Annotated in this window: 12 protein-coding genes; 5 read left to right on the top strand and 7 right to left on the bottom strand. The window is 61.2% G+C overall.

Features of this window, described 5'->3' with window-relative positions; all coding sequences use genetic code 11:
* The first annotated feature begins 129 nt into the window (after positions 1-129).
* The 3 genes from GPK39_RS05005 to GPK39_RS04995 all read left to right on the top strand — a co-directional run bounded on the left by GPK39_RS05005 (position 130) and on the right by GPK39_RS04995 (position 1,292).
* The gene (locus GPK39_RS05005) at positions 130-351 is read left to right on the top strand and encodes a heavy-metal-associated domain-containing protein (RefSeq protein ID WP_215674115.1); all 222 of its coding nucleotides are present in this window, start codon (positions 130-132) and stop codon (positions 349-351) included.
* A gap of 51 nt (positions 352-402) precedes the next feature.
* Positions 403-672, top strand: a complete 270-nt coding sequence (locus GPK39_RS05000) for a metal-sensing transcriptional repressor (protein WP_229066831.1) — start codon at positions 403-405, stop codon at positions 670-672.
* A 146-nt stretch (positions 673-818) separates the two neighbouring features.
* A complete protein-coding gene (locus GPK39_RS04995; protein ID WP_035137389.1) occupies positions 819-1,292 on the top strand; it encodes a hypothetical protein in 474 nt (157 codons plus the stop codon).
* Positions 1,293-1,399: 107 nt separating this feature from the next.
* On the opposite strand, the gene GPK39_RS04990 is transcribed toward GPK39_RS04995, so the two are convergent.
* From GPK39_RS04990 to gltB, 5 genes are all read right to left on the bottom strand, one after another.
* Positions 1,400-2,770, bottom strand: coding sequence for an amidohydrolase family protein (locus GPK39_RS04990; RefSeq protein WP_252204678.1), 1,371 nt, complete (start codon positions 2,768-2,770; stop codon positions 1,400-1,402).
* Between the two features lie 295 nt (positions 2,771-3,065).
* Positions 3,066-4,136, bottom strand: a complete 1,071-nt coding sequence (locus tag GPK39_RS04985) for a hypothetical protein (RefSeq protein ID WP_052044070.1) — start codon at positions 4,134-4,136, stop codon at positions 3,066-3,068.
* A 361-nt stretch (positions 4,137-4,497) separates the two neighbouring features.
* Complete coding sequence (locus GPK39_RS04980) at positions 4,498-5,205, bottom strand: hypothetical protein (RefSeq protein ID WP_215674110.1); 708 nt, start codon at positions 5,203-5,205, stop codon at positions 4,498-4,500.
* A gap of 416 nt (positions 5,206-5,621) precedes the next feature.
* Positions 5,622-7,103 carry a glutamate synthase subunit beta gene (locus GPK39_RS04975; RefSeq protein WP_215674108.1) on the bottom strand — a complete coding sequence of 494 codons (1,482 nt, stop codon included), beginning with the start codon at positions 7,101-7,103 and terminating at the stop codon, positions 5,622-5,624.
* 5 nt (positions 7,104-7,108) lie between these two features.
* The gene (gltB, locus tag GPK39_RS04970) at positions 7,109-11,785 is read right to left on the bottom strand and encodes a glutamate synthase large subunit (RefSeq protein ID WP_215674107.1); all 4,677 of its coding nucleotides are present in this window, start codon (positions 11,783-11,785) and stop codon (positions 7,109-7,111) included.
* A 539-nt stretch (positions 11,786-12,324) separates the two neighbouring features.
* On the opposite strand from gltB, the gene gpmA reads away from it, so the two are divergent.
* Both gpmA and GPK39_RS04960 read left to right on the top strand, forming a co-directional pair.
* Positions 12,325-13,098, top strand: a complete 774-nt coding sequence (gpmA, locus tag GPK39_RS04965; protein ID WP_215674104.1) for a 2,3-diphosphoglycerate-dependent phosphoglycerate mutase — start codon at positions 12,325-12,327, stop codon at positions 13,096-13,098.
* Positions 13,099-13,173: 75 nt separating this feature from the next.
* Positions 13,174-14,430: an Nramp family divalent metal transporter gene (locus GPK39_RS04960; RefSeq protein ID WP_215674102.1), complete on the top strand. Its 1,257-nt coding sequence runs from the start codon at positions 13,174-13,176 to the stop codon at positions 14,428-14,430.
* 151 nt (positions 14,431-14,581) lie between these two features.
* Here GPK39_RS04960 and GPK39_RS04955 read toward each other — a convergent pair whose 3' ends face one another.
* Both GPK39_RS04955 and GPK39_RS04950 read right to left on the bottom strand, forming a co-directional pair.
* Positions 14,582-14,725: a rubredoxin-like domain-containing protein gene (locus GPK39_RS04955; protein WP_035137395.1), complete on the bottom strand. Its 144-nt coding sequence runs from the start codon at positions 14,723-14,725 to the stop codon at positions 14,582-14,584.
* 88 nt (positions 14,726-14,813) lie between these two features.
* Positions 14,814-15,317, bottom strand: a complete 504-nt coding sequence (locus GPK39_RS04950) for a flavin reductase family protein (protein WP_117746556.1) — start codon at positions 15,315-15,317, stop codon at positions 14,814-14,816.
* Positions 15,318-15,387: the final 70 nt, after the last annotated feature.

Genomic DNA, 15,387 nt, shown 5'->3' with positions numbered 1-15,387 from the left:
TTAGAACGGATTTTCCAGGTGCCCGAGATTGACCTGAAAGAGGAGCGACGCGTACTTTGGTACGCGAGCGACGGCTTGAAGGTCAAGGTCGGGTGGTTGAGAAAGCCAACACGACAGAGAGGGATACCCATGCGTTACACAATCAAAACTTCCGGCCTCATGTGCGGCCACTGCGACGCCACTGTCGAGACGGCACTGCTCAACGTGGTCGGCGTGACCGACGCCGACGCCGATCACGAGACCCAGGCCGTCCAGGTGGAGTGCGCCGACACCGTGACCGCCGAGCAGCTCGCCGCCGCTGTCGAGGCCGCGGGCGAGAAGTTCCACGCCTTGTCCGTGGCCACCGCGTAGCAGCTACCAGAAGCATTCGACCCCATCGACCAGAAACGAGGACCCGCTATGATGGCAGACCATAAATCGGTGACCCGCATGCTCAAGACGGCACGCGGTCAGATCGACGGCATCCTGCGGATGGTCGATGAGGACCGCTACTGCGTCGATATTTCCACGCAGCTCATGGCCACACAGGCGCTCCTCGCGCGCATTAACGCCGACGTGCTCAAGGCGCATATCGAGGGCTGCGTGACTTCGGCAATCGAATCGGGCGACGAAGACCTCAAAGCCGCCAAGCTCGCCGAAATCGAACGCGTCGTCGACAAACTCTCCAAGTAATTGGGGCATTGGGGACAGACTTCTTTGCACCGTCTTGGTATTCCGGGGACAGGTACGTTTGCACCACATTGGTGCAGATTAACCTGTCCCCCTTGCTCTAAATCGGGTATAAAGGCGTGCGGCATATCGAATGAAAGGCAATTTGCATGAATGACTTTATGAAGGGCCGCAATGGCGCTGACGAACTCACCATCGTGATGGGCTTCGCAGGCATTATCATCGCCATGATCGGTTCGATGGCTCGTATCCAGTGGCTCAGCTGGATTGCCATCGCCGTAATCGTGATTGGCGTGCTGCGCGGCCTGTCCAAAAATATCGATGCACGTCGCAAGGAGAACGAGGCCTTTGTCGCCGCGACTGCAAACGTACCCGGCTTGGGCAAGTTTGTAGCTAGCTTGGGCGGCGGAGCTGCAGCGGCCAACGCCTCGCGCGCAGCCGGTACTAGCAAGGAAGACTTTGAACGTGCCAAGCGCACAGCCAAGAAGATGTGGAAGGGCCGCAAGACCACGGCCTATCTCAAGTGCCCCAACTGCGGCCAGATGCTCTCCGTTCCCAAGGGCAAAGGCAAGATCCGCGTCACCTGCCCCAAGTGCCATGCCAAGATGGAGACGCGCTCATAGCCGCCATACCATGGGACAAATAAAAGCCGAGGCCTCGCACTGGGACCTCGGCTTTTTCTGATTATGACAAAAGGATTGTCCCTTTGTCGCATCGCCATATCGCGCGCTTACGCCACGCCATCGCGGGCAAGCTCCTCGGCCAACGCCTCGGCAGGCATGGCCATAATCGCGTCGAGCTCGGCGTCCACCTCGGGAATACGCTTCACCTTGAGTTTGCGCACCAGATCACCACGGCACATCACGTGCATCGGCTCACGCAGTGCGCACAGGTCATCGAGCGGATTCTTGCGCGTCACCAGGATATCGGCGGCCTTGCCGCACTCGATTGTGCCGGTCTCGCCGCCCAGCCCCAGCAGCTCGGCATTGACCTGCGTGGCCGTATGCAGCGCGAAGGCGTTACTCACACCCACGTACTTGGCAAAATAGGCCACCTCACGCCACATGTCGTACTGCGTCACGAACGGGCAGCTCGAGTCCGTGCCAAGGCCCACCTTAACGCCAGCTTCCAGTGCGGCACGGGCGCTCTCGATGATGCCCGAGCACACGATGTCGCCGTTCTTCTTTTGTGTATCGGTCGAATGGGTCTTTTCCGGGTCGAGCAATACAAACGGCAGCGCCGGGCTGATAGTGCAGGTAACGCTGGGCGCACGCCCCTCGAGCTGCGTGCCCGCGGTGCCACGGTACAGCTCCAGAATCTCGGACGTCAACGGAGCGCCGTGCTCAATCGTGTCAACGCCGGCCTCAAGCGCAACCTTCACACCCTCGGTACTCTCGACATGGGCCATGACCGGAAGGCCCATATCGTGCGCCGCCTTGCACGCCGCCGCGGCAACCTCCACCGGCATACGCAGCACGCCCGGCTCGCCCACCTCGGTCGCATCGAACACACCGCCCGTTACGAACAGCTTAATGACGTCGGCACCGCGCGCATACAGGTCGCGCACCTGTTCGGCTGCCTCGGCGGGACTGTTTGCCACCTGGGCGAACAAGCCCGCACCATGGCCGCCCGGCACCGTGACGCCCGTTCCCGGCGCCACCAGGCGAGGACCTTGATACTTGCCGGCGTCGATGGCATTACGAACGGCGATGTCGGCAAACAGTGGGTCGCCCGCGCCGCGCACCGTGGTCACGCCGCTTGCCAGTTGTTGTTGGGCGCTGCCCTTAAGAATATGGCGCACGATGGCGCGCCCCACGGGATTATCGAGCTTCTTCATCAGCGCGCCCGCATCGCCCGCCGAAACCGGCTTGCCCGAACCGCACAGATGCACATGCATATTGATGAGACCGGGCATGAGATACGCACCTGCCAGGTCGATGACCTCGGCACCTGCAGGTGCCTGCGCCACAGCACTCGGCCCCATCCACGTGATGACACCGCGCTCAACAGTCACGGCCATATCGGGTTGCGGCTCCATATGCTCCGAACCATCCAGGACGGTCGCATTGATAAACAACGTGGAACGATCGGCAGACGCCATATCGAGCTCCTCCCTCGCAATTAACTTGAACATTTGTCCATTATCACCTAATGCAGCGAACTAAAGTCAAACATATCGGTTAACGGAGGGAAGAGGGGATGTGGGGGACGGAATACGTTGCAGCCCCATCCCAGCAACATCAGGGGAATGTCTCGAACTGTAACAGGTACAGGGTTATTGGGCCCCTTGATGTTACAGATCGAGACATTCGGTCGACGTTTCAGCGGTTTGTCTCGATCTGTAACAGTTACGAGCTCAAATAACCTCTAAACGTTACAGATTGAGACAAAACCTCTCAGCGCCCATACCACCGGCATCTCCATTCCTCAGCCAAATCAGCCCGTCGCGGAATACCCGCCAGCCTCATTTTCTCGACCAGCTTCCCCGGGTCTTTGAGTTCGTTAAACGTAAACCGAAGCACCTTATGCCCGAGCATTGTCAGATGGGACTCCCGTTGACGTTCTGCCACGAATGGGTCGACCGACTCCCGACCCTCGCCGTTCTGCAAGGTGTACTTCCCCTTTCCGTCGAGCTCGCCGATGACACACGTCCCGTTCTCGAGCCGCCAAAAATAGTCGACGCGAAACACCTGGCTCGGATCGAGCGGGTCGCGAAACTCCACCTGCAGCTCCGGAACCGGAAAGCCGTACGCAATAAAGAACGCTCGGAACCGAGACTCGCCGCCGTTTTCGGACAGCCCGTCCGCATACGACGCAATCACCTGTGCCCTGCGATACCCTCGCCTGCCCTTACAATCGACGCGGAGGCGCTCGCACAAATCCCCACGCGATACGCCTTTCGCCCGCAGTGCAGAATCGGCAATCGCCAACCCGTAGGAGAACGGCGCACGCAGCAAGCAATCATCTACCGTGCGCCAAAACGGCGTCGCCCACACGCCGTCGACTTGTTCAAGCGCACCCGCCGCCTGCGGACGCAACAGCCGACATCCTGCACTCAGCGGCACCGAGCAACCTGTCTTAACAAGATAACGCGGCCCGAGCAGATCATTCGGCACCTCCAGACCCCATATCAGTGCGGCGTCATATCCCCAAAACGCCCAATCGGGATGAAATTCCGCAAGCCCTCTGATAGTCCTCAGTGCTCGCTCCGTCAGCGTCAATGCATCCCAATCATGCTGAAAACAGAACAGGTACGGCTCGGGCTCCGCAATATCGTCGGTTCCAACATGGCGTCGCAACCACATGAGCTCGGTATTGTCATGCGTTGCGAGCAGCGTACCTTGCTCGGTCGCCTCCGTGAGCCGCGCGAGCATCCTGTTCCGCGCCAACGTGTTGCGAGTCGCATGTTTGTGTTTGAGAACGGTATTAGACACTTTCATCACCACCACGTCAGACAAATGGACCATCGTCACCGTTGCCTCCGCTGACAAATGTCTTGATCTGTAACAGGAAGACCGATTTTTGGCCGCTAGATGTTACAGATCGAGATCTTTCGACACCGCGTCCAACCTTTGTCTCAATTTGTAACAGGTAGGTCGAGTTTTGGCCTGTAGATGTTACAGATTGAGACATTCCCCCCAACCAGGTGCCAAACGTCTCGATCTGTAACAGTTAGACGTTCTCCAGGGCCCTAAACGTTACAGATTTAGACAAATCAGCAGCGCCCAAGCATTCGTCTCGATCTGTAACAGGTAGACCGGTTTTTTGTCCCTAAACGTTACAGATCGAGACAAATAGACACGCGGCGGCGCTGCGACAGCCCATCCCTTACTCCCACTCCTGCTCGTAGATGTTGAGCGACTTTACGTACCGCCCCTGGGCGCCCATGATGTCGCGGACCAGACGCAAGAAGAAACTGATGCACGAGGTGTCAAAGCCATCCTGCAGGTCCTCCGGATGCACCGCACCAGGCCCATCGACCGCCGTGTCACTCAGGCGTGCGATGTCATACAGATAGAGTTGTCCCGCCGTCAGCCAGACATCGTCGACGCAGGCGAGGCGCACCGCAATCGCTCCGTCGCTCCAATGCTCCTTTTGCACGATATGCGGATCGTAGACGTCAAAGCGACGGTCGGTGCGTGTGTCCTTCAGCGCGACCATACCAGTCGCAGGATCCTTGTCCAAAATGCCAAAGCGCGAGAAATACTGCGTGTCGCGTACCTGCTCGAGCCGCTTGAGCGAGGCAGGCGAAAGCGATGCCGGCGGCTCATCAACATACAGCTCGAGCAGCGTCTTGCCATGGCGATAGGGGCGCTCGAAGAGCAGCCAATCGGTAAATGCCATGTTGTAGGCCATGATTTCGTTTTGGGAAGGCTCGGTGCAATAGCCGAGCCACGGGTCGACAATGATCTCGAACTGCTCGCGCGCCGGCTCCAAAAACTGAAACTTCCGCAGCATCCAAAAATGGGCCATGTCGGCAATATCGTTACCGACGGCTTCGGCCAGATGCGCTCGGTCTAAAACGTGGTCAGTCACGGCATCCTCCTCAAACTGATGAACCTCAATTTGAGCTTACGAGGAGGGTGGGCAGCCACTGTCAGCACGGACAAAATAGGCCTCCGGCTGCAAACCAACTGCTGACCAAACACTTGACGGGATGCTTGACCGAAAATGCGCACCGCAATAAAACCGCAGGTAAACATAGACGGCCAACCCGCCCTTTTGAGCCATATGCCCACAGCCACCACAGAAACAACAGGTGACCACAGCTCAAAAAGACGCCGAATGGACACTCGCGCGTCGACAAACGAACAAATCGGTCGCAAACCCGCAAGAAGTGTCCCCGAATGCCGACCCAAAAGGAACGTCCCCAGCATGCCGGCACTTGGGGACGCTCCTTATGTGCCGGCAGTTGGGGACAGCCCTTGACGATTCAATTGTGAACAGCCGCCTTACAGCTCCAGCGCCTCGGCGACTTCGGCAGCGCAGGCCAGGGCGTCGGCCATGGCGCTTACCACGAGCGAACTGCCATTGCGAGCATCGCCGGCCACGTATACCGGTGTGGCGCCCGCGGCGACGCCGTCGACACGCGCCGCAAGATGCGAGCCCTCGGCAGCCATCACAGGCAGCGGACGACCAGCAGTGGCAACGGACACGCCAACGGCGTCGAACACACCGTGCTCCGGGCCCGTAAAGCCGCAGGCGATGAGCACCAGCTGCGCCGGCACTTCGCGCTCGGAGCCCGCAATGCGTTCAGGCTTGCCGGCCGACCAATCCAGATCGACCACGCGCAGGCCCGCTGCCGCGCCCTTCTTATCCAGCAGTACCTCGAGCGTATCCACGCCCCAGGCACGCATCTCGCCATCCATCGCAGCGATAGCCTCCTGCTGGCCGTAGTCGGTCTTCTTCACATTGGGCCACTGCGGCCAGGGGTTGCTCGCCGCGCGCTTATCGGGCACAGCCGGCAAGAACTCAAACTGGCGCACGCTGCGCGCGCCTTGGCGCACCGCGGTACCCACGCAGTCGTTTCCCGTATCGCCGCCGCCAATGACCACAACGTCCAGGCCGCGCGCGTTCACCGCGGGCTCACCACCATCGAGCACCGAGACGGTCGAGGCCGTCAGGTAGTCCACGGCATACACCACGCCCGGGGCATCCACATTCGTAGCCGAAAGCCCGCGCGGAGCACGGGCACCAGCAGCCACCACAACGGCGTCAAAGCCATTGAGCTTGGCTGTTACCGCAGGGTCCGTCACGTCGGCGCTCAGCTCAAACACAATGCCCAGCTCGCGCATGAGCGCCACGCGACGCTCGACCACGGACTTCTCGAGCTTCATGTTGGGAATGCCGTACATGAGCAGGCCGCCCGGGCGGTCGTCACGCTCAAACACCGTCACGCGGGCACCGCGACGCGCGAGCTCCCACGCAGCCACCAGGCCAGCAGGACCGGAGCCCACCACGGCGACCGTGGGCGCGTCCTCTCCCGCCGGCTCAAAGCGACGCGGACCGCCATTTGCCCACTCATGGTCGCTGATCGCACGCTCGTTGTCATGGATCGTCGTGGGCTGGCCATCGACCGAACCCAGGTTGCACGCGGCTTCGCACAGCGCCGGGCACACGCGACTCGTGAACTCGGGCATGGGCGAGGTGAGCGACAGACGCTCGGCAGCCTCGTCCCAGCGGCCGCGGTACACCAGCTCATTCCACTCGGGAATCAGGTTGTGCAGCGGGCAGCCGCTCGGGCGTGCCTTGCCAAAGCTCGCACCCATCTGACAAAACGCCACGCCGCACATCATGCAGCGGCTCGCCTGAGCGCGACGTGCATCGTCATCGAGCTCCACGTACAGCGGATCAAAATCATGGCTGCGCTCCTCCACGGGGCGAAGCTCGTGGGTCACGCGATCGATATCAAGAAAAGCACCGGGCTTACCCATGGCACTTACGCCTCCTTCTTGGTCGAAGCAACAGAGCCGGCAGCGCCGCCCGCGACATCAAAGCGGGCAACATCAGCAGCGTCGGCGCGACCGGTCACGATGTCAAACGCCAGCTCCTCAGCCTGCGCATGCGTCTTGCCGGCAGCCTCGCCCGCGGCGACAATCGCCAGCACGCGCTCATACTCGGTCGGAATGACCTTCACAAAGTGCTTGCTCATCGTCTCAAAGCTGTAGAGCAGCTTGATGCCACGCGGGCTCTGCGTCGCGTCCACGTGCTCCTGGATGAGCTCGCGAATCTGCGCCAGCTCGCCGGCCGTCGGGGCCTTGAGCTCAACGCTCTCGTGGTTCACACGGGCATCGAGCGTGCCGTACTGGTCAAAGACATAGGCCACGCCACCCGTCATACCGGCAGCGAAGTTCTGCCCGACCTCGCCCAGGATGAGCGCCAGACCGCCCGTCATGTACTCGCAGCCATGGTTGCCGCAGCCCTCGACCACTACGGTGGCACCGGAGTTGCGCACGGCAAAACGCTGACCGGCCAGGCCGTTAATGAAGCCGCGGCCGCTCGTAGCACCAAAGAATGCAACGTTGCCCACGATGATGTTCTCGTCGAACTTGTAGGTCGCATGCGGGTTGGGGCGCACCGACACCTCGCCGCCCGAAAGGCCTTTGCCAAAGTAGTCGTTGGCGTCGCCGCACACGTTGAGCGTAATGCCACGCGGAAGGAACGCGCCAAAGCTCTGGCCAGCCGAACCATCGCAATCGATGGTGATGGAGCCGGCGGGCAGACCCTCGGGATGCGCCTTGGTCACCGCGTTGCCCAGGATGGTGCCCACGCAGCGGTTGACGTTGGCGATATCGGCGCGGAAGCGAATCGGACGCAGGTGCGCACGGGCATCGGCCGTATAGGGCACAAACAACGTGGAGTCGAGCGTCTTGTCGAGCTCGCTGTCCGCGGCCATCTGCGGCAGGAAGTGACGGCCGTCGGCACCCGGAATATGGGCACCGAACTCGCAGGTCGCGCTTGCCAGCACGGGCGACAGATCGAGCAGGTTGGCCTTGCGGTTGCCCGGGACCTCGATCTGGCGCAAGCACTCGGGATGGCCGACCATCTCGTCGACGGTGCGGAAGCCCAGGCTCGCCATGACCTCGCGCAGCTGCTCGGCAACAAAGAGCATAAAGTGCTCAACGTGCTCGGGCTTGCCGCGGAAGCCGCGACGCAGGCGGCAGTTTTGCGTAGCGATGCCGGCCGGGCAGGTATCCTGCTGGCAGTCGCGCTGCATGAGGCAGCCCATGGAGATGAGCGGCATGGTCGCAAAGCCAAACTCCTCGGCACCCAGCAGGCAGGCGACGGCGACGTCGGTGCCGTCCATGAGCTTGCCATCGGCCTCGAGCACCACGCGTGAGCGCAAACCGTTTTGCAGCAGCGTCTGCTGGGCCTCGGCAAGGCCAAGCTCCAGCGGCAGACCCGCGTGCCAGATAGAGTCGCGCGCAGCGGCACCCGAGCCGCCATTGTGGCCGCTGATCAAAATCTTGTCGGCAGCGCCCTTGGCCACGCCGGTGGCGATGGTGCCGACGCCGGCCTCGCTGACCAGCTTGACCGACACGCGCGCGCCGGGGTTGGCGTTCTTAAGGTCAAAGATCAGCTCTGCCAGGTCCTCGATGGAGTAGATGTCGTGGTGCGGCGGAGGCGAGATCAGGCCGATGCCGGGCGTGGACTGACGGACCTCGGCAATCCAGGGGTAGACCTTCTTGCCGGGCAGGTGACCGCCCTCGCCAGGCTTGGCGCCCTGGGCCATCTTGATCTGAATCTCGAAGGCGCTGCACAGGTAGCGGCTCGTCACGCCAAATCGCGCACTTGCTACCTGCTTGATCGCGGAGTTCTTGGAGTCACCGTTAGCCAGTGGGGTCTCGCGACGCGGATCCTCGCCGCCCTCGCCGGAATTGGAACGGCCGTGCAGGCGGTTCATGGCGATGGCCATGCACTCGTGCGCCTCTTTGCTGATGGAGCCATACGACATGGCGCCGGTGTTAAAGCGGCGGACGATATTGAGCGCAGGTTCCACCTCGTCGAGCGAAACCGGGGTGCGGCCGCTGGCATCAAAGTCGAGCAGGTCGCGCAGGCGCACGGCACGGCCGGTGCGGTGCAGGCGGGCGCTGTACTCCTTAAAGGTGTCGTAGCTGTCCTCACGGCAGGCGGTCTGCAGCAAGTAGACAGTCTGCGGATCGATGAGGTGATCCTCGCCGCCGAGCGGGCGCCACTTAGTCAGACCCAGTGTGGGCAGCTGATCGGGAGCCGGGCTCTTAAGGATAGCGAGCGCGGCGTCGTAGCGCTCATTCTGCTCGCGCTCGACGTCCTCGACACCCATACCGCCCACACGGCTCACCGTGCCGGCGAAGTACGCGTTGACGAACTCCGGAGTGAAGCCCACGGCCTCGAAGATCTGCGCGGAGTGGTAGCTCTGCACCGTGGAGATGCCCATCTTGGACATGATGGAGACGATGCCGGCGGTCGCAGCCTTGTTGTAGTTGGCGATGCCCTGCTCAGCTGTCACGTCCAGATCGCCGTGCGTCGCCAAGTCGCGAATGCACGCATGCGCGTTGTACGGATAGATGCCGCTCGCGGAGTAGCCCACCAGCGCCGCAAAGTCGTGCGGGGACACGGCGTCGCCACACTCCACCACGATGTCGGCAAAGGTACGCACGCCGGCGCGGATCAGGTGGTTGTGCACGCAGCCCACGGCGAGCAGCGACGGTACGGGCACCTCGCCCGCAGCGGCGCGATCGCTCAACACCACGATGTTCACGCCGTCGCGAACCGCGGCCTCAACGTCCTCTGCAAGCTGCTTGAGCGCAGCCTGCAGCGCACCCTCGCCGGCATCGCGGCGGTAGACGGCACGGAAACGGCGGGTCTTAAAGCCCACGCGGTCGATGGCGCAGATACGCTCGAACTCCTCCTCGCTCAGCAGCGGACGCTCCAGGCGCACCAGCTGGCAGGCCGTACGGGAGTCCTCGAGCAGGTTACCGTGGTTGCCCAGGTAGAGCGTGGTCGAAGTGACCATATGCTCGCGCAGGGCGTCGATCGGCGGGTTCGTGACCTGAGCGAACAGCTGATAGAAGTAGTCGAAGAATGAGCGCGTCTTCTTGGACAGGCAGGCCAGCGGCGCATCGATACCCATCGAGGCGAGCGGCGCCTTGCCCTGCTGGGCCATGGGACGCACGACTTCGTCAACATCATCCCAGTGATACCCGAGCTTGGCCATGCGCACGGCGGCGGGCACCTCGGTATCCTCGGCGGGCGTGGGCGCGACGGGCTCATCGAGCGCGTCAACGGCCAGCGTCTCCTCGGCAATCCAGTCGCGGTAGGGTTTTTCCTTGGCATAGCGGGCGCGCAGCTCATCGTTGTAGATCACGCAGCCGCGGGCAAAGTCAACCTCGAGCATCTGGCCCGGCCCCAGACAGCCGCTCGTCAGGATGTTCTCGGGGCTCACCTCGATGGTGCCCACCTCGCTTGCCAGCATAAAGCGACCGTCGCGCGTCACATAGTAGCGGGCGGGACGCAAGCCGTTACGGTCGAGGGCGGCACCCAAGGTACGGCCGTCGGTAAAGGCGATGGCCGCAGGACCGTCCCACGGCTCCATGAGCATGGACTGGTAAGCGTCATAGGCGCGGCGCTCCTCACTCAGGCTGTCGTTGTGGTCCCACGGCTCGGGCAGCAGCATGGATGCGGCACGCGTGAGCGGACGACCGTTCATGACCAAAAACTCAAGCACATTGTCCAGAATCGCGGAGTCGGAGCCCTCGCGGTTGATGATGGGCATCACGCGCTCAAGATCGTGCTGCAGCACGGGGCTGTACAGGTTGGGTTCGCGGGCGCGAATCCAGTTGACGTTGCCCTTGAGGGTATTGATCTCGCCGTTGTGGATGATAAAGCGGTTGGGGTGCGCGCGCTCCCAGCTGGGCGTAGTGTTGGTGGAGTAGCGCGAGTGGACGAGTGCCACGGCCGTTTTGACGGCGGCGTCGTTGAGGTCGATGAAGAAGCGGCGCATCTGCGTGGCAACAAGCATGCCCTTGTACACGATGGTGCGCGAGCTCATGGAGCACACATAGAAGATCTTGTCGCGCAGGGCGAACTCAGCGTCGGCCTTCTTTTCGATGGTGCGGCGGCACACGTACAGACGACGCTCGAAGGCGTCGCCCGCCGGCGTGTCGTCCGGACGGCCCAGGAAAGCCTGCAGGATAGTAGGCATGCAGGCGCGGGCCGTCTCGCCCAGGTCGTGCGGGTCGACGGGCACCTCGCGCCAAAAGAGCAGCGGCACGCCGGCCTCGGCGCAGCCCTCCTCAAACACGCGGCGGGCATCCTCTACGCCCTTGTCGTCCTGCGGGAAGAACAGCATGGCCACGCCATAGTCGCCCTCTGCCGGCAGAATCTGGCCGCACTTTTGAGCCTCTTTGCGAAAAAAATGATGCGGAACCTGGAACAGGATGCCGGCGCCGTCGCCGGTGTTCTTCTCGAGTCCCGTACCGCCGCGGTGCTCCAAGTTGACCAGAATGGACAGTGCATCGTCCAGAATCTGGTGATGGCGCTCACCGTTGATATCGGCGAGCGCGCCGATGCCACACGCATCGTGGTCGAATTCGGGGCGATAAAGGCCCTGCTGCTGAGCGGAATCTGCCTGCATCGCGATCCTCCCCTAGATATTTAGTCAGTCAGTTGAATAGGCATACTAGGAGCATCGCCGGCCCGTTGTGTTTCCCACCCGTTTCGAAACAATCGCGTAACGCACGCCCTACGAGTGGGCGCCGCCGACCTCAAGGACGACAACAAGGGCCCCAAGTTCGGTCTTCAAGCTCACCGCTTCAAACATCTCAATCTGTAACAGGAAGACCCAATTTTGGCGCCTAGATGTTACAGATTGAGACGTTTTTGAGAAACGGCTCCGAATGTCTCGATCTGTAACACGAAGGGCCGGTTTTTGCAGCTAACTGTTACAGATCGAGATTTTCCATAGGACCATTTCTTCCTGTCTCGATCTGTAACACCTAGGTCCAATTTCCATCCCTAGTTGTTACAGATCAAGACATTTCAGCAATCCCCTTTCACCATCCTATTCAAATACAACAATTTTGTTAGTCTTGGTTAACTTTTTAGCCTAAAACGGGTATCCTTTGCGGCGTCAAACAAACGGCACGCATGCCGTGCCACATTAAGGAGGCCCCTATGGCAAACCAGACAGACCAACAGACGATCCAACTCGTCCTTATCCGCCACGGAGAGTCGGAGTGGAACAAACTCAACCTGTTCACCGGCTGGACCGACGCAGAGCTCACCGACACGGGCCGCGAAGAAGCCGCCGCAGGCGGTCGAGCCCTCAAAGAAGCCGGTTTCGACTTTGACGTCTGCTACACTTCGCGCCTCAAGCGCGCGATCCACACCCTCAACATCGTGCTCGGCCAAATGGATCGCGAGTGGCTGCCCGTCATCAAATCCTGGAAGCTCAACGAGCGCCACTACGGCGCGTTGCAGGGTCTCAACAAGGCCGATGCCGCGGCGGAGCACGGCGACGAACAGGTGCTCATCTGGCGCCGCTCCTTCGATATCTGCCCGCCGGCACTCGAGCCGAACGACGCGCGCGATCCCCACACCCAGGAGCAATACCGTGATGTCGCACCCGACCAGCTGCCCTACACCGAGTGCCTCAAGGACACGATAGCCCGTGCCTGGCCTTATTTCGAAGACGAGATTCGCCCCCAGATGCTCGCCGGCAAGCGCGTACTCATCGCCGCACACGGCAACTCCCTGCGCTCTCTCGTCATGAAGTTCGAGCACCTCACGCCCGAGGAGATCCTCAAGGTCAACATCCCCACCGGCGTGCCGCTCGTCTACACCTTCGATGCCGATTTCAACGTCCTCGACAAGCGCTACATCGGCGACCCGGCGACCATCGCCGCCAAGATCGACGCCGTGGCCAACCAAGGCAAGGCGCACAAGTAGCCCAAACCTAAACCCAGGGCGTGGCGCCGCGCAACCCAAGTGCAGCGCCACGCCACCCCAACGTAGGAACCAGCCATGCTCAACCATCTCAAACAACACTTTGGCTCGCACCGCACCGGAGGCCACGGAGGTCTGGATATCGCCCGGCATATCGGCCCCGGACTGCTCGTGACCGTCGGCTTTATCGACCCGGGCAACTGGGCCTCCAATATGGCCGCGGGCTCGCAGTTTGGCTACGCGCTGCTGTGGATCGTCACGCTGTCCACGATCATGCTCATCGTGCTGCAGCACAACGCGGCGCACCTGGGCATCGCCACGGGCGCCTGTCTTGCCGAGGCCACGACACGTTACCTTCCCCGCTTCGTTGGGCGCACGGTGCTTGCCAGCGCCTACCTCGCGACCATCGCCACCGCCATGGCCGAAGTCCTGGGCGGTGCGATCGCGCTCCAGATGCTCTTTGGGCTGCCCGTGCGCGCGGGCTGCGTCATCGTGGCGACAGTATCGATGGCGATGCTCATGACGAACTCCTACAAGCGTGCCGAGCGATGGATCATCGCCTTCGTAGGCGTGGTAGGACTCTCGTTTTTGGCCGAGCTCACGCTAGTCAAGGTCGACTGGCCGATGGCCGCCGCAAGCTGGATCACACCCAGTATGCCCACCGGCTCGGCCGCGATTATCGTAAGTGTCCTAGGCGCGGTCGTTATGCCCCACAACCTCTTCCTGCACTCCGAAGTCATCCAATCCATGCACTTCGAAGGCCAAGGCAAGCAGGTTATCGAGGAACGTCTGCGCTACGAGCTCTTCGACACGCTCTTTTCGATGGGCGTGGGCTGGGCGATCAACTCGGCCATGGTCATCCTGGCCGCAACGACCTTCTTTGCGCACGGCATGGTCGTAGACGACCTCGCCGTCGCAGCGGCCACGCTCTCCCCCATTCTGGGCCCGGCAAGCTCGACCATCTTTGCCGTGGCGCTGCTATTTGCGGGGCTCTCGAGTAGTGTGACGGCGGGCATGGCGGCGGGCACCATCACCGCGGGCATGTTCTACGAGGAATATGACATCCACGACCGACATTCCTCGATCGGAGTGGCGGCCTGTTTCGTCGGCGCAGTGGCGGCGTGCCTGGTCGTCCCGAATCCTTTTGAGGGTCTCATTTGGAGTCAGGCGCTGCTGTCGCTTCAGCTGCCGATTACGGTCTTTGTGCTCATACGGCTCACCAGCTCAGCCCGCGTTATGGGCAAATACGCCAACTCGCGCCCGCTCAACGCGCTGCTCGTAGGGATCGGCGTCATCGTGACGATTCTCGACATCGTGCTGCTAACGGGGATGTAATTGGGATGGCGTGACTGTCCAGATATAACGTCTTAATCTGTAACACGTGAGACCGGTTTAAACCGTCAGATAAATCAAAAGGGTCCCGGCCGAGAATTCGACCGGGACCCTTGGACAGAGCTATGTTCGGCTTTCGCCGTGTGCCTGCGAGTTACTCCTCGACGAGCTCAAACTGATCGGGACCGACGCCGCACACCGGGCACACGTAGTCCTCGGGCAGCTCGGGCGTGTCGACCTCAACCTCGTAACCGCAAACGGTGCACACAAACTTATACGTCTTCTTCTCCTCAGCCATGATGTTCTCCTCTCGAACGTGACTGCTGGTGTACTTACTTATTAGTATATATTCTCAATAACATAATGCAAGTATTTTTAGAACATTTCTAGCCTTGATACGACGAGGCTTTGGGCGGCGTCTTGCCCTTTAGCACCTTGTGATAGTAGTCGTACGTCAGCGGCGTCTCGTCGCTCAGGCGCTCGGCATCCTCGACCTCGCCAATAAACAGCAGATGCGTGCCCACATCCACAGTGTCGATCAAACGGCAGCTAAACAGGGCCGCCGCGTGCTCGGGCACATAGGGCATGCCCAGAGCCGTCTCGCGGGTCTCGTATTTGGCAAACTTGTCATAATCGCTGCTGGTGCGGAACCCAAAGTTTCCGATGTAGAGCATGTCGGCGGTCTGATCGATCACGGTCAGCGCGAACGCTTTGGCCGATGCGATGACGCCCGAGGTGACATTGTCCTTGTTCACGGCAACCGAAATACGCGGCGGCATGGACGTCACCTGCACCGCAGTGTTGATGACGCAGCCGGCGCGCAGCCCGTCTGCCGCGGCGCTCACCACGTACAGGCCACTCGGCATGGTAAAGAACGCAGTTTTGTCCATAACGATCACTCCCCTAGCTCGGGTTGGAACCTCATGAATGTATGTACCCACAAAAAAGGCGGCACCCATA

It is taken from the genome of Collinsella aerofaciens (assembly GCF_018785245.1).
Lineage (GTDB): Bacteria > Actinomycetota > Coriobacteriia > Coriobacteriales > Coriobacteriaceae > Collinsella > Collinsella aerofaciens_AD.
Note: the sequence above shows the minus strand (reverse complement) of the source record. Positions and strands in the feature narration are given on the sequence as shown.